Origin of the sequence: Volucribacter amazonae (assembly GCF_029783845.1) — a bacterium.
Taxonomy (GTDB): Bacteria; Pseudomonadota; Gammaproteobacteria; order Enterobacterales; family Pasteurellaceae; genus Volucribacter; species Volucribacter amazonae.
Window position 1 is genome coordinate 1,745,672 of the sequence record NZ_LWID01000001.1, and the last position, 18,717, is coordinate 1,764,388.

Annotated in this window: 20 protein-coding genes and 1 pseudogene; 10 read left to right on the forward strand and 11 right to left on the reverse strand. The window is 37.0% G+C overall.

What is annotated here, in order from left to right:
- Positions 1–9: 9 nt before the first annotated feature.
- Positions 10–543, forward strand: a complete 534-nt coding sequence (gene dsbB, locus A6A20_RS08360; protein WP_279572996.1) for a disulfide bond formation protein DsbB — start codon at positions 10–12, stop codon at positions 541–543.
- Between the two features lie 67 nt (positions 544–610).
- Complete coding sequence (gene arcB / locus A6A20_RS08365) at positions 611–2,824, forward strand: aerobic respiration two-component sensor histidine kinase ArcB (RefSeq protein ID WP_279572997.1); 2,214 nt, start codon at positions 611–613, stop codon at positions 2,822–2,824.
- A gap of 92 nt (positions 2,825–2,916) precedes the next feature.
- Here the strand turns inward: arcB and slyD are convergent, their stop codons facing one another.
- Positions 2,917–3,516, reverse strand: coding sequence for a peptidylprolyl isomerase (gene slyD / locus A6A20_RS08370; protein ID WP_279572998.1), 600 nt, complete (start codon positions 3,514–3,516; stop codon positions 2,917–2,919).
- A gap of 178 nt (positions 3,517–3,694) precedes the next feature.
- On the opposite strand from slyD, the gene recX reads away from it, so the two are divergent.
- The 6 genes from recX (at position 3,695) to rplI (ending at position 6,930) form a co-directional block, all read left to right on the forward strand.
- Entirely contained in the window at positions 3,695–4,141 is a 447-nt protein-coding gene (gene recX, locus A6A20_RS08375; protein WP_279572999.1) for a recombination regulator RecX, read from the forward strand.
- A gap of 140 nt (positions 4,142–4,281) precedes the next feature.
- On the forward strand, positions 4,282–5,325 hold the full coding sequence (locus A6A20_RS08380; RefSeq protein WP_279573000.1) for a DUF1266 domain-containing protein: 1,044 nt from the start codon (positions 4,282–4,284) through the stop codon (positions 5,323–5,325).
- Positions 5,326–5,534: 209 nt separating this feature from the next.
- A complete protein-coding gene (gene rpsF / locus A6A20_RS08385) occupies positions 5,535–5,912 on the forward strand; it encodes a 30S ribosomal protein S6 (protein WP_279573001.1) in 378 nt (125 codons plus the stop codon).
- A complete protein-coding gene (priB, locus tag A6A20_RS08390) occupies positions 5,899–6,225 on the forward strand; it encodes a primosomal replication protein N (protein WP_279573002.1) in 327 nt (108 codons plus the stop codon). Before rpsF ends, priB begins: the two co-directional genes overlap by 14 nt.
- A 12-nt stretch (positions 6,226–6,237) precedes the next feature.
- Entirely contained in the window at positions 6,238–6,465 is a 228-nt protein-coding gene (gene rpsR / locus A6A20_RS08395) for a 30S ribosomal protein S18 (protein WP_005717555.1), read from the forward strand.
- Between the two features lie 15 nt (positions 6,466–6,480).
- A complete protein-coding gene (gene rplI, locus A6A20_RS08400) occupies positions 6,481–6,930 on the forward strand; it encodes a 50S ribosomal protein L9 (protein ID WP_279573003.1) in 450 nt (149 codons plus the stop codon).
- Between the two features lie 279 nt (positions 6,931–7,209).
- On the opposite strand, the gene secF is transcribed toward rplI, so the two are convergent.
- The 9 genes from secF to metK form a co-directional block, all read right to left on the reverse strand.
- The gene (secF, locus tag A6A20_RS08405; protein ID WP_279573004.1) at positions 7,210–8,181 is read right to left on the reverse strand and encodes a protein translocase subunit SecF; all 972 of its coding nucleotides are present in this window, start codon (positions 8,179–8,181) and stop codon (positions 7,210–7,212) included.
- Positions 8,182–8,196: 15 nt separating this feature from the next.
- Positions 8,197–10,044 carry a protein translocase subunit SecD gene (secD, locus tag A6A20_RS08410; RefSeq protein ID WP_279573005.1) on the reverse strand — a complete coding sequence of 616 codons (1,848 nt, stop codon included), beginning with the start codon at positions 10,042–10,044 and terminating at the stop codon, positions 8,197–8,199.
- A 27-nt stretch (positions 10,045–10,071) separates the two neighbouring features.
- Positions 10,072–10,371, reverse strand: coding sequence for a preprotein translocase subunit YajC (yajC, locus tag A6A20_RS08415; RefSeq protein ID WP_279573006.1), 300 nt, complete (start codon positions 10,369–10,371; stop codon positions 10,072–10,074).
- 132 nt (positions 10,372–10,503) lie between these two features.
- Positions 10,504–10,716, reverse strand: a complete 213-nt coding sequence (locus A6A20_RS08420) for a sulfurtransferase TusA family protein (RefSeq protein ID WP_279573007.1) — start codon at positions 10,714–10,716, stop codon at positions 10,504–10,506.
- A gap of 3 nt (positions 10,717–10,719) precedes the next feature.
- A complete protein-coding gene (locus A6A20_RS08425; protein WP_279573008.1) occupies positions 10,720–11,232 on the reverse strand; it encodes a hemerythrin domain-containing protein in 513 nt (170 codons plus the stop codon).
- Between the two features lie 184 nt (positions 11,233–11,416).
- Positions 11,417–12,835 (reverse strand): alanine/glycine:cation symporter family protein, encoded by a 1,419-nt coding sequence (locus tag A6A20_RS08430; RefSeq protein ID WP_279573009.1) that lies wholly within the window; start codon positions 12,833–12,835, stop codon positions 11,417–11,419.
- 212 nt (positions 12,836–13,047) lie between these two features.
- Positions 13,048–13,626, reverse strand: a complete 579-nt coding sequence (locus tag A6A20_RS08435; RefSeq protein WP_279573010.1) for an opacity family porin — start codon at positions 13,624–13,626, stop codon at positions 13,048–13,050.
- Positions 13,627–13,692: 66 nt separating this feature from the next.
- Positions 13,693–14,193 carry a SprT family zinc-dependent metalloprotease gene (locus A6A20_RS08440; protein ID WP_279573011.1) on the reverse strand — a complete coding sequence of 167 codons (501 nt, stop codon included), beginning with the start codon at positions 14,191–14,193 and terminating at the stop codon, positions 13,693–13,695.
- Positions 14,194–14,249: 56 nt separating this feature from the next.
- On the reverse strand, positions 14,250–15,404 hold the full coding sequence (metK, locus tag A6A20_RS08445) for a methionine adenosyltransferase (protein WP_279573012.1): 1,155 nt from the start codon (positions 15,402–15,404) through the stop codon (positions 14,250–14,252).
- A 205-nt stretch (positions 15,405–15,609) separates the two neighbouring features.
- Between metK and hflD the strand changes: the two genes are divergently transcribed.
- Together hflD and purB are read left to right on the forward strand one after the other, a co-directional pair.
- Complete coding sequence (gene hflD / locus A6A20_RS08450; protein ID WP_279573775.1) at positions 15,610–16,233, forward strand: high frequency lysogenization protein HflD; 624 nt, start codon at positions 15,610–15,612, stop codon at positions 16,231–16,233.
- Between the two features lie 11 nt (positions 16,234–16,244).
- Entirely contained in the window at positions 16,245–17,612 is a 1,368-nt protein-coding gene (gene purB, locus A6A20_RS08455) for an adenylosuccinate lyase (RefSeq protein ID WP_279573013.1), read from the forward strand.
- A gap of 838 nt (positions 17,613–18,450) precedes the next feature.
- Here the strand turns inward: purB and A6A20_RS12770 are convergent.
- A pseudogene (locus tag A6A20_RS12770) lies at positions 18,451–18,585 on the reverse strand (transposase-like zinc-binding domain-containing protein); the annotation flags it as partial.
- Between the last annotated feature and the right edge of the window lie 132 nt (positions 18,586–18,717).

Here is an 18,717-nt window from a genome sequence, read left to right on the forward strand (position 1 = left end):
AAGTTATTTATGCTGAAGAAATTAAAAGGGTTATCCACACAACGTCTAGGTTGGTTGTTATTATTGATTTCTGCATTAATATTAGAATTAACCGCCTTATATTTCCAGCATGGTATGGCGTTACAGCCTTGTGTGTTGTGTATTTATGAACGTGTTGCTTTGTTCGGTGTACTTATTGCGGGTGCGGTGGGATTGATAGCCCCGCAATTTCTGATTACGCGTTTAATAGCCATTGCCGTTGGGTTAGCCAGTGCAATAAAAGGTTTACTTATTGCACTTAAACATGTTGATTATCAAATGAATCCAGCACCTTGGAAACAATGTTCTGTGTTTGCGGATTTCCCTGAAACTTTACCACTAGATAAATGGTTTCCTTTTATGTTTAAACCTACTGGTACTTGTAATGAAATTACATGGCAATTTTTAGGATTAACTATGGCACAGTGGATCGTAGTGATTTTTGCTTTTTATATTGCTTTATTGCTATTTGTTCTGCTTAGCCAATTAACACGAACACATAAACAACGTCGCTTATTTCATTAAACGCACTTAATTAATCCTCTCTTGATTTTATTCAGAGAGGATTTTTATTTATTGATAAGATTTAACTATGCAAAATGTAAAGCAATTCACTCAACGTTATATTAATTGGGTTATCAAACTTGGTCGTTTAAAATTTTCCCTGTTAGGTTTTGTTATCTTAGCCATATTTGCCTTAATTATTCAAGGGCTTTCTAGCTTGATGATAGTCGGTAATATCTATTGGCAAGATGTTATTCGTTCAATTATTTTTGGTTTATTGTCAGCCCCCTTTGTGATCTATTTCTTTACCTTATTGGTGGAAAAACTCGAACATTCTCGCTTGAAACTGGCACAAAGTAATAACCAATTAAATGAAAATATTATCGCCCTCAACAAGGCACAACAAGAATTAGAACAAAAAGCCGAATTTTTACGTTCCTTTATTGATGCTTCGCCTGATTTAGTCTTTTACCGTTCTGCTCAAGGGCAATTTTTAGGCTGTAATAAAGCAATGGAAATTCTGACAGGGAAAACCGAAAAAGAATTGTTACAAATGACACCAACACAAACATTTAGCCCTGAAATTGCCGAACGCATACAACAAATTGATCAAGAAATTCTACAAAATCAACAAGATATTACCTATGAGCAGTGGTTAAAATATCCCGACGGTAAATTGGCTTGTTTTGAAATTCATAAAGTGCCTTATTTTGATACGATGACGAAAAACCATTGCATTATGGGCTTTGGACGAGATATTACGGAAAGAAAGCGTTATTTAGAAGTCATAGAAAAAAATAGTCGTGATAAAACCAACTTAATGGCAACCATTAGCCATGAATTACGTACCCCATTAAATGGGATTGTCGGTTTAAGCCAAATTTTACTTGATAGCCAATTAACAGAACAACAACGCAACTATCTCAAAACAATTCATGTAAGTGCGGTATCTTTGGGCTATATTTTTAGTGATATTATCGATCTGGAAAAATTAGATAGTAGAAGAATTGAAATTTATCGCAAAGAAACGGACTTTCATCATTTTTTAAATGACATTAATAATATTGCCTCTTTTATGGCAGAGCGAAAAAAACTCAAGTTTGAATTACAATGTGATAAGCATTTACCCCATTGGGTAATGCTTGATGCCACACGTTTAAGCCAAATTTTATGGAATTTAATCAGCAATGCCGTAAAGTTCACTGCACAAGGAAAAATTTGTTTAACAGTAAAATCCTTAGGGCATACACAATTACAATTTAGCTTAACGGATACAGGCATTGGTATTGCGCCACAGGAATTGGATAAAATCTTTACTATGTATTATCAAGTAGAAGACAAACAGCATCATCAAAAAGCCTTAGGCAGTGGCATTGGTTTATCCATTTCTAAACATATTGCCAAATTAATGGACGGCGATTTGACGGTACAAAGTGAAGTAGGAAAAGGCTCAACCTTTACCTTAACCATTAAAGCCCAAGAAGTGAGCCAACCCTCTTCGCTTGAACAACCACAAGTCAATTTGCCATTAAACATTTTGTTGGTGGAAGATATTGATGTGAATATTACGGTAGCAAAAGCTATGTTGGAAAAATTGGGCTATCAAGTTGATGTGGCAATGACAGGTCAACAAGCCATAGCAAAATTCACACAACACCAATATGATTTATTACTCTTAGACATTCAACTCCCCGATATGACAGGCTTTGAAGTTGCTCAACATTTGCGTCAAAAATACCAAGCCGATGAATATGAATACTTACCGCCATTAATTGCATTAACTGCCAATGTGATTAATAACAAGCAAGAATATCTGGATAAAGGTATGGACGATGTACTCTGTAAACCGCTATCCATAGAGGCATTAAATCGGTGTTTATATGATTATTTTGCGACTGATGACAATCCAGCCCCACCGCATCAAATGAAATCCACCGATCAAGCTGCCATTTTGGATAAGGTATTATTAGACGAACTGTTGACCATGTTAGGTCAGGATTTTGTTCAACAAAATAGCCAATTATTTGAACAAATGATGCAAGAATATTTGAACGAGCTAACCATTCTCTATCAACAATATCAGCAAGATCCATCAAGGCGAAAACCCCTTACAGAACTTGCGCATAAAATTAAAGGGGCAAGTGCGTCTATTGGTTTAAAACGCCTTCAACAACTTGCTCAACAGGCACAACAAGATCAAGATCCCCAATGGCATCAACATATTGGCGATTGGATTAAGCAATTAAATCAATATTGGCGGCAAGATCTGTATGTGTTGCAACGATATTTGAGAAAAGCGTAATTGTGCAAAGTGCGGTGTAAAAAATTTTATTTTTACACCGCACTTTTTATAAATGATAATATAAGTTACAAGTAAGCTACTGCTTCACAAAATTAATGCTTATGCCCACAACCGCAACCATGGTCATGATGATGATCGTGGTGATGCTCGTGATGATGATCATGATGATGCCCGCCACAACCACAGCCATGTCCTTCTTCTTCGTGTCCACCACAGCAACCGCCACCCTCTTGGTGAATATGGCCATGGGCAATTTCTTCTAAAGTGGCTTCACGAGTTGCGACAACTTCTACACTAAAATGTAAACTTTGCCCTGCTAACATATGGTTACCATCAACCACCACATCATTTTCACCAACTTCTGTAATTACCACAGGTAAAGGTCCAACATCAGTATCAGCAATAAAACGCATACCCACTTCTAATTCATCAACGCCCATAAAGACATCTTTCGGCACACGTTGTACCATATTTTCGTTATATTCGCCGTAACCTTCTTCTGGCTTAACTTTTACTTCAAATTTATCGCCAACAGACTTACCCTCTAACGCATTTTCTAAACCAACTACAAGATTATTATGACCTTGCAAATATTCTAAAGGTTGATTTACCGGTGCTTCGTCCACTAAAACGCCATCTTCTGTTCGCACTTGATAAGCAATGCTTACTACCACATTTTTTGCTACTTTCATTGATTACTCCATTGTTGTACAAGTATTCAGGCATTGTATAAGAAATCAAATCAGATAGAAAGTTAATCATTCAATAATCTTGAGATCTTATTTATAAATAAAACAATACGCTAAATCAGCGATTTATGCCACAATATCCCTAAGATTATCATAAGATTGACTTTATTAAGGATCATTTATGTCATCAGCATTACATTATGTCATTAATTTATTGGCTAGACGAGAATACAGCGAAGCCGAAATTCGGCATAAAATGCAACAAAAAGCCTTTAGTCCAGAGGAGATTGAACAAGCTATTCAATATTGCCAACAAAAAAATTGGCAAAGTGATTTGCGTTTTTGTGAAAGTTACATTCGCACTCGTTCACAACGTGGTTATGGGAAATTACGGATAAAACAAGAACTTAACTATTTGAAAGGGATCGATGATGAAACCCTTAATACCGTTTTTGACGGTATGCAAATTGATTGGGAGGAACTGGCATTAACGACATTAAGTAAAAAATTCCCTCATTTTGCACAAGTTAAGGATCTTAAAACTAAACAAAAAATTTGGCGTTATATGGCATCACATGGTTTTTATGCCGAAGAATTTAGCCATTATATTGGGCAAGGCGATGAATAGCTTAAACAGATATTTTATAATTAACCATATTAATTATCGTCATTCCACTTTAAAATAAGACGGTGTTGGCCTGCCTCTGTCTTCGGAGTACCTTCTTGTCTTATTTTAAATTGAAACGACTATATCTTTAAGGATCAAGTATGAACATAAAACAAAAACTCTATTTAAAACAACTGGATTTTTTACGCCCATTATTAGGATTAATCATTTTATTGGGGTTATTATTTTTTTATGGATTAGAGGATTTTGATAAATTATTTGATCAAGTAGGTTTTCGTTTACCCCATTGGCTGATTTATGCTTTATATGCGGTATTTGCGATTTATGCTTTATGGCGAACGTTTTTTGGTTGTATGATGTTGTTAGATAATAAACACCGAAAAAAAGCTAAATGCTTTTTTGCCTTGGTAAAAAATAAGCAACCCGAAGTGAAAATTGAAAATATTGCGGAACAATACGCTTTATTAGCCACTTTATTTTATGAAAGTTCAAAGATTCATTTTTATGATAAAGTCAGTTTACAAGGTTTAGCCAATAATGCGGATTATATTCCGCCTTACCGTCAGGATAAACAAGGCAATATTGTAGGGGGCTCACACTTTATTAATAGTCTTGAAGCCTTTTATTCCACCAAAGCAACTGCATTAATTGAAGATTTAAAGCAAGCCTTAGAGATGTCTTGGGGGATTACAGGGCGAGAATCCGCCTTGGAGCAAATTGATGCCCTATGGCAAGGGGCAAATGAAGGAGCGGAATATGATCTTTTAGCGAGCAAAGAAGGCAAAGCCTATGCGCAAGCGGTGCAAGATTTTGGTTTTCAATTTGCTTGTACGGATTTGCCAGTCAACGCTTCTGGTTTTGATTTAGTCCGTTTTATTTATTTAGTGCGAGCGGGCTTTACTTTGGGTTATTTAGATGAACAAGAAACACGTTCTGCCTTATTTTCTGCGGCAATGTTTCTTGCTCATCATTATCGTGATTGGCAACATTTGGCTTATTCTTATTTGATTAATTTCTTAATTTGGAATGTGGCATCAAATAATGACAGTATGGCTTATAATTATGCGTTAGAACGTGTGTTATGTGCAAATGAAGTGTTAGCCGATCCTTATAGTCCATTACAAGGCACTTCGCTTGACGAATTGAGAACGGCATTACAAGCACTTATACAAGAAGAGGTTTAATCAGAAAATTTCGCTGTGTAAAAAGGACAAGGGCAATATTTTTAAAAAGTGCGGTCAAAAATTCATTTATTTTTTCATTGTGTACTTGTCCTTATCTTATAATCTCTGTATAATCCACGCCTTACAGCCATATTGAATTTTCGTTCCTTGCTTCCGCAGATTGATGGCTGGTCTATGGTCGGAGGCTGATTAACCCGTAAGGAGCAGTAATGCGTCACTACGAAATCGTGTTTATGGTTCACCCAGATCAGAGTGAACAAGTACCTGGCATGATTGAACGTTATACAGGTTCTGTTAAAGAAGCTGGCGGTCAAATTCATCGCCTAGAAGATTGGGGACGTCGTCAATTAGCTTACCCAATCAATAAACTTCATAAAGCACATTATGTGTTAATGAATGTAGAAGCGCCTCAAGAAGTCATCGACGAGCTAGAAACAACTTTCCGTTACAATGACGCCGTTCTTCGTAACGTAATTATTCGTACTAAGCACGCCGTAACCGAAGCGTCCCCAATGGTTAAAGCACGCGAAGAGCGTAAACCTTTAGCTGAAGTTGAAGCCAACGATTTTGAGGATGCTGAAGAGTAATTTGAATATTGATAATCGTTTCTCGTTAATTGGTCAAGTTGCCAGTTTACCAAAACGAATGAAAAGCCCAAGCGGTATTGAACATTGTCGTTTTTATTTAGAACATCGTTCTCAACAGCAAGAAGCTGGTTTAATGCGGCAAGTATGGTGTAAAGTCCCAATACAAGTGAGTGGCGATCAATTAACTCAAAAAACTCAAAGCATTACGGTCGGCTGTAAATTATTAATTATGGGCTTTGTGAATACACATAAAACCAATAATGGTTTAAGCCAATTAGTATTACATGCCGAGCAAATCGAATTTATAGATTAGGAGACTAGCCAAATGGCACGTTATTTCCGTCGTCGTAAGTTCTGCCGCTTCACAGCGGAAAATGTAGTTGAAATCGATTATAAAGATGTGGCTACATTAAAGAACTATATTACAGAAAGCGGCAAAATTGTTCCAAGCCGTATTACCGGTACTCGTGCGAAGTATCAACGTCAATTAGCGCGTGCAATCAAACGTGCACGTTATTTAGCGTTGTTACCGTACACTGACAATCATCAGTAATTTAAGGAGTCGGTAATGCAAGTAATTCTTTTAGATAAAATTGCTCACTTAGGTAATGTGGGCGATCAAGTAGATGTTAAATCTGGTTTTGCACGTAACTACTTAATCCCGCAAGGTAAAGCTGTTATGGCAACCAAAGCAAACATTGAGTATTTTGAAACTCGCCGTGCAGAGTTAGAAGAAAAAGCTGCAAAAGCCTTAGCAGCAGCTTTAGACCGAGCAGAGCGTTTAGAAGCATTAGGTTCAGTGACTATTGCCTCTAAAGCAGGTGATGAAGGTCGCTTATTTGGTTCTATCACAACTCGTGATGTAGCAGATGCGGTAACCGCCGCAGGTGTTGAAGTAACCAAAAGCGAAGTTCGTTTACCAACCGGTCCACTTCGCACCACAGGTGAACATGAAGTGAAATTCCAATTCCATGGTGAAGTATTTGCAACATTAAATATCGTAATTGTTGCAGAATAATTTCTTATGATTAAAAATAAAACCCAGCAATTTGCTGGGTTTTTTGTTTTTATGTATGAAATAATGCCAATTTACCATACTTTCTGTATTGTATAATTGTTCCACTTTAAAATAATACAGAATTGGCACGTTGTTTTACTATAGTCGTCCCATTCTAAAATAAGAGAACGATACATTTTTGAATATCATCAAAAACAAAAAAATCTGCACCTTATCAATAAGATGCAGATTTAAGGTTAGAAATTTTTGTAAAAATGACCGCACTTTTACTTGATAAATTTAAGGTAATTCATCAACCTCATCATTATTTACTTTTGGTGGTAGCATATGTTCTCGTTTTAAACCGAAATCATAAGCAAGGGCAATGGCAACGAAAATTGAGGAGTAAGTTCCAAAGCCGATACCTATTAATAAGGCAAAAGAGAAACTATGAATCGTTGGTCCGCCAAAAATATAGAGTGCTAATACCACAAATAAGGTGGTAATTGAGGTCATTAAGGTTCTTGAGAGGGTTTGAGTTAATGAAACATTAATAATATCAAACACTTCTACCCGTCTGATTTTTCTTAGATTTTCCCTTACTCGGTCAAATACCACGATACTGTCATTTAAGGAATAACCTACTACCGATAAAATGGCTGCCACAAAGGTAAGATCCACTTCTATTTGGAAAAAGGCGAAGAAACCTAAGGTCATAATCACATCGTGGGCAAGAGAAAGTACCGCCCCTAATGCTAAACGCCATTCAAAACGTGAACCAATATAGATTAGCAACATAGCCAGTGTCGCCAAGGTAGCATAAATTGCTGAACGTGTGAGTTCTTCTCCCACATTCGGACCGACAAAATCAATACTTTTGACAGTAACATTTCTATCAAGTTGCTGCATCATTTGTCTAATTGTTGTACCAATATTAGGATCATTCACCGAGGCAGGTAAACGAATCATAATATCACGCACACTGCCTGAGGTTTGTACCGTTGCACTGTTAATTTGATTTTGTTGTAACGTAGAACGAATTTGCTCAATATTGGCAGGTTGAGCAAAGGACATTTCTATCACCGTTCCACCAGTAAAATCTAAGCCCCAGTTAAACCCTTTGGTAAAAATGAAAAATAAGGACGCAAGGATAACGATACTTGATACCACATATCCCCAAATCCGATATTTCATAAAATTAATTAAGCCATAGCGAAGTTTGATACCTTGTATCTCTTTGATTGGCTCATTTTTATCTGTTAATAAACTCACAATCTTGTCCTTTCGCTAAATGGATAATTTATCAATGCGTTTACCGCCATAAAGGAAGTTGACTAACGCTCGTGTTCCTGTAATTGCTGTAAACATTGAGATCCCTACACCAAGTGCGAGGGTTATGGCAAAGCCTTTCACTGGGCCTGATCCTGCAGCATAGAGAATAATGGCAGTGAGAATGGTGGTTAAGTTAGCATCAAAGATACTCGTAAAAGCACCATTATAGCCTTCGTTGATTGCCTGTTGTACTGAACGACCATTACGAATTTCCTCTTTGATCCGTTCAAAGATTAGCACGTTGGCATCAATGGACATACCTACGGATAGCACAATCCCAGCAATCCCCGGCATGGTTAGGGTTGCACCCGGTAGTAAGGACATTAAACCAATCAGAATCACGAGATTACAAATTAAAGCCAAATTCGCAATCATACCAAATTTACGATAGTAGAACGCCATAAACACAATAGTAATCAATAAGCCCCAAAAGCCTGCTTGGATACCTTGCTCCACATTTTGTGCCCCTAATGAAGGGCCAACCGTACGCTCTTCCACGATTTGAATCGGTGCAATCAATGCTCCGGAACGTAATAATACCGCAAGATTTTGTGCTTCGGCAGGGCTATTAATGCCCGTTATACGGAATGAATTGCCTAAACGAGCTTGAATTGTTGCCACATTAATGACTTCTTCGTGTTTTTCTAAAATGGTTTTGCCTTCCGCATCTTTTTTGCCACTGTCTTTATATTCGCTATATAGCGTTGCCATAGGCTTACCAATGGCGGAACGTGTGGCATTTGACATCAAATTGCCACCTTCGCTATCTAGGGAAATATTGACCTGCGGACGACCGTATTCATCGCTACTTGAAGTAGCATCAGTGATATGCTCACCACCTAAAATCGCACGCTTAAATAGCACCACAGGTGTGCCATCACGACTGTATTTCACTTCTGAATCAGAAGAAAGCAAGCCACGCACTGCGCCCTCTACATTAGCGGATTGATTTACCATACGAAACTCAAGGGTTGCTGTTGCACCAAGAATTTCTTTGGCTCTTGCCGTATCCTGCACTCCGGGCAACTCCACCACAATTCGCTCTGCACCTTGTCGTTGAATCACAGGTTCTGATACGCCTAACTCCTCAACCCGTTTACGCAAAATCGCAATATTTTGCTCCACCGCATTATCTCTCGCTGCTATCAACGCATTTTGCGACATACTTAAAATAATGCTGTTATCATTTAAACGACGTACGTCCCAGTTAGTATGTTGGCGACGTAAAAAACGCACCACATCATCAAGCTGACTAGGGTTTGCTAGGGTAACTAATGTGCTAAAATCATCAGCATTACGAATAGCGGTATATTGGTATTTTTGTTGACGTAATTCTGTGCGTAAATGATCTTGTAATTGCTCCTGCAACTTAGACAAAGCAGTATTCATATCCACTTCCATTAAGAAACGGACACCACCACGCAAATCTAATCCCCATTTCATTGGATTTGCCCCAATGACTTGTAACCAAGTTGGGGTTGCAGGGGCGAGATTAAGTGCCACAGAATAATCTGTACCAAGTTGTTCAGCAATTTTATCTTTCGCCAATAATTGTTCATCGGTATTGGCAAAACGTGCCAAAATTGAACTATTTTCTAACACAATGGATTTTGCCGTTAAGTGATTTTGTTGTAACACTTTTTGTACTTCACTTAAGGTAACTTCGTTCGCAGCTTGTCCTCTTGTACCAGAAATTTGAACGGCAGGATCTTCGCCGTAAAGATTTGGAAGTGCATATAAAGCACCAATGATGATCACAAGGATCACCATTAGATTCTTCCATAAAGGATAACGATTTAACATAGACTTCCCTTGCGGAAAAGAAATTAATTAGAGAGATTTAATGGAGCCTTTCGGTAATACGGCAACAATAAAATCTTTTTTGATGGTTACTTCATTGTTTTCATTTAAAGCGATGACCACAGAGTCATTTTCAGCAGAAACTTTGGTAATTTTACCAATTAAGCCACCAGAAGTAAGAACTTCTTCGCCTTTGCCTAAAGAAGCCATTAATTCACGATGCTGTTTATTGCGTTTCGCTTGTGGGCGATAAATCATAAAATAAAAAATTAATGCAAAAATAACCAACATAAAAATCATTGACATTCCGCCGCCTTGTGCTTCATTCATGATGAAATTCCTCTTAATAATAAATTAGTAATAAAAATAGATGAATAAAAATATTAACGAAAAAATCGTTTGCTAAAAATAGCATAAAATCCGTTGAATGTGAAAAAGATATTTAAAAAGTGCGGTCAGTTTTCAACAAATTTTTTGAATTTTTAATTCTTTCGCACTGACTATTTGCAACCGATAACCCATTTGACGACATAGCCCTTCAAAATCTTGTACTGCACTGGCAGGGGAAAGCCATAGGATTAATTCATCGTCGAGATTAAGATGACCTAAGGCTTGTTTGGTCATTAATAATGGCAAGGGGCAACGATATTGGCGTAAATCAAGCTGATATTGCATTATCTAGCCCTGACGCCGTTTCGCCATAATTGTTCCCATGGTTTGTAGCTCTTGTGCCGATAAACATTGTTTACCCAATTCAAACAGAGGTTCTTCAATGGCAATATGGCTATCATAACCTGCAATAAAATGCTCAATTAACACTTGATCCACTTGTTCCCTTTCGCCTAGCAATAGTTGCTCAAGCTGGGTGGATAATAATGCCCAATTTTGATGTAACTGATGATGTTGTTCCGCTAATTCATCAATACGAGATTGAGCTTGTGGTTGATGTTTAACTAAAGCAGGAAAAAAGTCCTGTTCTTCATCGTCATGGTGTAGCGGAGCGGCTTGATTGAAATAGCTTAAAATTTGCCGAACGTCATTTTTTACTGCTTGATTTACGCCGTTTTTCGCTAAATAATCGGGCAAAATCGCTAATTGGCGACAAAATTTTTTGACTTTGCTATGACAAGCATAAAGCATTTCAATGGGATCTTGCCAACTGGCAAACTGTTGGGGTTCAAGTATGTGCATAATTTATCCTCTTAATCAAGATATAGTCGTTCCACTTTAAAATGACTATAAAATGCCATTAGATTAAGCGTAAATCCCATTGAATGCAAATTCTCAATACAGAAAAATGTTGAAAAAAGACCGCACTTTAAAGTGCGGTTATTTTGAGAAAAGTTTTTGTTAATATGCTAAACGGCGATATAAGTTATTTCCAAATATCAGACTCTACACGTTTAGCCAATTTTGGGTGTTTATTAATGTTAAATTGAGGTACTTTTGTTTGCTTTAATTGTTGCTGATAATCTTTTAACAATGTCCAAACAATTGGGGCAAGCAATAAAATCGCCGTTAAGTTAATCAAGGTCATAATGCCCATAAACATATCCGCCATATCCCAAACTAACATTACTTTTTGCGTTGTTCCCCAATAAACCATAGCAAGCACCAACACTCTAAACACATTTAATAACAAACGGTTGTCTTTTAAATAGCTAATGTTGTTTTCGGCATAAGCATAGTTACCAATAATGGTAGAGAAAGCAAACATAAACATAATAATGGCTAAGAAATCTTTGCCCCAACTCCCTACTTGGCTTTCAATAGCTAATTGAGTCAGCTGTGCTCCTGTGGTAGTGGCATCAATATGTACGCCGGATAATAAAATAATAACGGCGGTTGCGGTACAAATAATAATGGTATCCACAAAAACCCCGAGCATTTGAATCATACCTTGGCTAACAGGGTGCTTAACGTCCGCTGAGGCGGCGGCATTTGGGGCCGATCCCATACCTGCCTCGTTAGAATATAAACCACGTTTAATGCCATAAATCATAGCTTGCGAGAAAAATGCTGCAAAGAAACCACTTGCCGCTGCACTAAAATCAAAGGCTGAACGAATGATATAATGGATCACTTCTGGCACTAAGCTGATATTTTTTACCAAAATATAAACCGCCATACCAATATAGAGGGTTGCCATGACTGGCACTAAAAATTCAGCAATTTTAGAAATACGCTTAATTCCGCCAAAAATCATAGGGGCGGATAACACTACTAATGCAATGCCAACGGTTGTTGATGAAAGTCCCCAAGCCTCTTGGCTTGCTTCAGCAATGGTATTTGATTGTACGGCATTAAACACAAAACCATAGGTAATAATCAGTGATAAAGCGAATAACACACCAAACCAGCGTTGTTTTAGCCCTTGAGTAATATAATAAGCTGGACCACCACGATATTGTCCATTTGCGTCTTTGACTTTGAATAATTGTGCTAATGAAGATTCGGCAAAGGCACTGCTCATACCAATAATGGCGGTTACCCACATCCAAAAGACAGCTCCCGGGCCACCGAGAGTAATAGCAAGAGCAACCCCTGCCACATTACCAACCCCTACTCGGCTAGCTAAGCCAATCACAAATGCCTGAAAAGCAGAGATACTCTCTTTATTTTTGTCTGCGGAATTACGCCCATTGAACATTTCTCTAATACTTTGGGCAAATAAACGAATTTGTACTCCGCCAGTAGTAATGGTGAAAAATAAGCCAGTAGCAAGCAATGCAAGTACAACAATATCCCATAAAGGTGCATTGACTTGGTTAATAAACTGATGAAATTTTTCCATATTTTCTCCTAATCATATTTTAAGACGAGATAAAATACAGAAAAAATCACAAAAGGCAAAAGGACAAATAACAAAATCAGTATAAATTATAAATTATCTAATAATTTATTGTTTAATTTATTTGAAATTTAATTCTGACCAAGTGCGATTAAAAAAACCGCTCTTATTTTACAAGCGGTTTTTATCTTGCTAAAAAATATTCTATGTTTTAATTAGAAATCGTAGCGTAAACCTACTTTAACGCCGTAATTTCTTACATTTACATCATCAATTTTACCTAAATGGTTATATTCAACACCTGCATTAAGTTTTAAATTTTGTACTAATGGATAGGTAATACCTGCCACTACGCCATAACCTAAATTGGTATTAGTATGTGAATAGTAACCATCTTGAACTGGAATTGATCCATTATCAACCCAATCATCAGTTACTTTTAAGCGGTTAATAGCTAAACGTACGCCTACATAAGGTTTTACCACTGATTGTACCGGAATATCATAAATAGCAGAAAAACCAAGACCTTGAGTTTTTAATTTAGCATTGCCTTGAACACCAGAATCATCATAAACGTCTTTAATATCACGATAATAGGTATAATCCAACGCTAAGCGGAAATCCTGTAATTGATAACCTACACTTAAACGAGGTTCAAAATGGTTTTTCTTAAAAATTGATCCTGTCGTTTTCGTTGTTGAATAACCTAAATCACCCTGTACATATACATTTGCTAATACCGAAGGGGCAGCTAATGTGGTTGCTAATGCGACTGTAAGTAATGTCTTTTTCATTATGAAACTCCTTAAAATAATTAAATGCTGTAAGCGATATAAAAATCGCAAGCTGAGAGTAACATATTAGCCGACAAAATCCAATGCACCTTTACATTTTCTACAATAATACACCGCCCCATTACGTTGAATATTATTATGACGGCGTAATGACAACGGATATTGCTGACAAGCACATTGATATAAAAAGGTTTTGCCCTGCACATTACTTACATCAAATTGATGACAAGTTGTGGCGGGACAATGGAAAATTTCTTGCATCACAAATTGCCATTGCGCCCCATGAGGTTTAACCAAACCAAATTGTTGATAAACAATTAAATGAGCAATCTCGTGGGGAACAGTTTGGTGAATAAAGGCTTGTTGGTTTTCCAATAATAAAGTGCGGTTCAAGTTAATTTTATTTTGTTGCAAATAAGCGACACCCGCTTTTAAACCGCGTAACTTATATTCAATTTGGGGAAAGGCAAAATGCCGTTGAAAATATTGTTCCGCTTGTTGCAAACAATGTTTTACTTGGCGTATCACTTGTAAATTAATATGACGAAATAATTGCTGTTGTTGCATAGCATAGTAAGGATTATTAAGGGAATGAACATTCCCTTAATTAATATGTAATATGATTATTTCACTCCTGCGGCTTGTTTTAATTCGTCCACACGATCTAATTGCTCCCAAGGGAAATGCTCTCGCCCAAAATGCCCATAAGAAGCGGTTTCACGATAAATTGGGCGAATTAAATCTAACATTTTAATTAACCCATAAGGACGCAAATCAAAATGCTCACGCACTAATTGAACTAATAAGGCTTCACTCACTTTCGCTGTGCCAAAGGTTTCCAACATAATGGAAGTAGGTTCAGCCACGCCAATGGCATAAGAAAGTTGAATTTCACAACGATCCGCTAATCCTGCGGCGACAATGTTTTTCGCCACATAACGAGCAGCATAAGCCGCACTGCGGTCAACTTTAGACGGATCTTTACCAGAAAATGCACCGCCACCATGACGAGCTGCACCACCATAGGTATCCACAATAATCTTACGTCCTGTTAAACCGCAATCCCCCATTGGACCGCCAATCACAAAACGCCCTGTTGGATTAATAAAGTACTTGGTTTTGGCAGTGAGCCATTGAGCAGGCAACACAGGTTTAATAATTTCTTCCATTACCGCCTCGTGCAACGCTTTTTGCTCAATATTATCCGCATGTTGAGTAGAAAGCACAATCGCATCAATGCCTACAATTTGATTATTTTCATATTGCAAAGTCACTTGGCTTTTCGCATCGGGACGTAACCAAGGCAAAGTACCATTTTTACGCACCAAAGCCTGACGCTCCATTAAACGGTGTGCATAAGTAATCGCCGCTGGCATAAAGACTTCCGTTTCATTGGTGGCATAACCGAACATAATGCCCTGATCGCCCGCCCCTTGATCAAGCGGATTTTCACGATCTACCCCTTGATTAATATCCGAAGATTGTTTACCAATGGCATTCAATACCGCACAAGAATGTCCATCAAAGCCCATATCCGAGCTGGTATAACCAATATCACAAATCACTTGGCGAGCAATATTTTCTACATCAACCCAAGCAGAAGTGGTAATCTCACCGCCCACTAATGCCATACCTGTTTTGACATAGGTTTCACAAGCAACACGTGCTTTAGGATCTTGTTTAAGAATTTCGTCTAATACCGCATCAGAAATCTGATCGGCAATTTTATCTGGGTGTCCTTCTGATACGGATTCAGAAGTAAATAAATGACTTGCCATAAATGATACCTAAATGATAATTAAATAGATGTTTAGATGTTTGGACGTCTATAATACGCTTTTTTATTGATAAATCAATTATTGGATAGAGAAATTACAATAAGTAAGCAATCACAAGCAAGATTGTTTTTTGATCGCTTTCAAATTTAATGGAGAAATGTTATATTTCTGTCAGTTTTTACTGTTATTGCTTTTATTTTTATTCATGGCAAATTATTACGATATTACTCTTGCCCTTGCGGGCGTATGTCAATCTGCTAAATTAGTACAACAATTTGCTCACTATGGTGAAGCTGAAAAAGCCTCGTTACAACCTTCAATTCAGAGTTTACTCAAAACCTCTCCACCCAATACCCTCGCGGTTTACGGCGGTATAGAAGAAATTGAACTAGGTTTAACCACATTATTAGAGCAGTTTAATGGTGCAAAAGGGGAAAAAGATATTGAGCTAAGTCGCTATTGGCTAAGTTTATTAGCCTTAGAAAGCAAACTCAATAAATCCGCCACAGCAAAAACTGATTTAGCCCACAGAATTCAGCGTTTACCTAGCCAAATGGCGTATTTTGATTTATTTGATGAACAAATGCTCGCCAACCTCGCTGCGATTTATGTGGACGTTATCAGTCCATTAGGTAACAAAATTCAAGTGAAAGGTAATCCAATTTACCTACAACAACCTTTAATACAACACCAAATTCGTGCTTGTTTATTAGCAGGAATTCGTTCGGCAGTATTATGGCGACAAGTGGGTGGCACAAAATGGCAAATCTTATTTTCTCGCCGTAAAATCATCAATCAAGCACAACAATTTTTATCATCGATTAATTAAATGGAGCTATTATGCAACTCAACGCCTTAACCGCAATTTCTCCCATTGACGGACGCTATCAAGACAAAGCCAACGCCTTGCGTGATATTTTTTCTGAATTTGGATTACTAAAATTTAGAGTTACCGTAGAGGTTCGTTGGTTACAAAAACTGGCAGCAACAACTGAAATTAGCGAAGTGCCTGTTTTATCTACACAAGCAAACGATTACCTCAATCAAATTGTAGAAAATTTCAGCTTAGCCGATGCCGAACGTATCAAACAGATTGAGCGTACCACCAACCACGATGTAAAAGCCGTAGAATATTTCTTAAAGGAAAAAAGTGAACATTTACCAGAATTAACCAATATCAGTGAGTTTATTCATTTTGCTTGTACCTCAGAAGATATTAATAATTTATCCCATGGCTTAATGTTAAAAACAGCTCGTGAACAAGTGCTTCTACCAGAATGGCAACAACTAATTGAGGATATTACTGCCTTAGCACAACAATACAAATCCGTTCCGCTACTTTCTCGTACCCATGGGCAACCCGCTTCTCCGTCCACCATTGGGAAAGAAATGGCAAATGTGGTTTATCGCTTACGTCGCCAACTTAACCAATTACAACAAGCGGAAATTTTAGGCAAAATTAACGGTGCAGTAGGTAACTATAACGCACATTTATCGGCTTATCCCAATATTGATTGGCATAAATTTAGCCAAGAATTTGTGGAAAGCCTTGGGCTAACTTGGAACCCTTATACCACCCAAATTGAACCACATGATTATATCGCCGAACTCTTTGATAATATTGCACGTTTTAACACCATTATTATTGATTTTGATCGTGATTTATGGGGGTATATTGCATTAAATCATTTCAAACAACGCACCATAGCTGGCGAAATTGGTTCTTCAACAATGCCACACAAAGTCAACCCAATTGATTTTGAAAACTCCGAAGGCAACCTAGGTTTAGCCAATGCTGTCATGGCACACCTTGCCAGCAAATTACCGATTTCACGTTGGCAACGAGATCTTACCGACTCTACCGTATTGCGTAATTTAGGCGTGGGTTTAGGTTATTGTTTAATTGCCTATACCGCCACACGCAAAGGCATCAGCAAATTAGAAGTCAACCAACAGCACCTACTTGATGAACTCGATCAAAACTGGGAAGTTCTTGCCGAACCAATTCAAACGGTTATGCGTCGCTATGGTATTGAAAAACCTTATGAAAAACTCAAAGAACTCACTCGGGGCAAACGAGTAGATGCACAAGCTATGCACGAATTTATTGAAAAACTGGCTATTCCAGCTGAAGAAAAAGCACGTTTACAACAACTTACTCCTGCAAGCTATATTGGTGCCGCCGTTGAGTTAGTAGAAAAACTTTAATAATTTAGACCGCACTAACTTAAATAACAGAGGGCAATCTAAATTTTAATATTCGTTAATTAGGTGTAATGGACAAAATAGTTGCTAATAATAATTTCCTCAAATTGTTAGCAACTCTTTTTATTTAAAAATCCTTTATAAACAAAATTTTACGCTTTCCTATGAATCCGTTGTGATTAATTAATTTCCGCTTAAGTTCATTAAATAAATCTTCTAATTGATTTGTTGTTTTTTCAAAATTTAATTCCGTATGCTTTTCAAAGATAAATAAATATCTTTAATCATGTTTAATGCTCCTATTAATCCTTTATGTTTATAAGGAAAATAACCTTTTTCATTGCATTTCTCTGAGCGTTCATTCAAATAATCTTGATGTTTTAAATACCAATAATGTAAACGACAAAAAATCATGCTTTTGACTTTCTTTTAATGTTTTCTTAAGTCATTTCCAGCTAGAGATTTATGTTTTTTCTTCACCTTCTCATCGCCATTGCCACAAGATGAAAATGACTCATTTGAATAGGCGTATTGAATATTTTTTAATAATCTACGACAGCTATGCAGGTAGTTGATTGAATAATATAGATTTTTTTTCTTAACCGATTTAGTGCTGTCCGATAATAAATATCTTTTTTGTTTTCATAATTTGATGATAAATCGAGGCTATCCATTAACACTAACACACCAAAATCTCGTTTAAAGAAGTGGTATTCATAATAATATTTAAATAAGTTGATGTGGGTAAAATTAAGATATTTTTCGGGGCTGTATCAATATATCTTTGAATTGTTTTAACAGAGCATTGATATTTAATTGCAAGCGCTTTACACGTCTGTTTTCATTGAGAATAACGAAACCAAATTTCAGTGGGATTTAATTTATTTTTAAAGGTAAAGGTTTTATTACAATGATAGCATTTATAGTGTTGAATATTATTTTGAATGCCATATTTCTTAATATTCAGATTTAGGCAAAAAGGACAAGTTTTTTGTTCATTTTCAAAAAAGTGAGTTAAAGTCTTGCACTATAAGGCTTAAATCCGCTTTTTTCCCACATTTTTGTCCATTACTCCAAAAAAAACGCACTTTTACAAACAAAGTGCGGT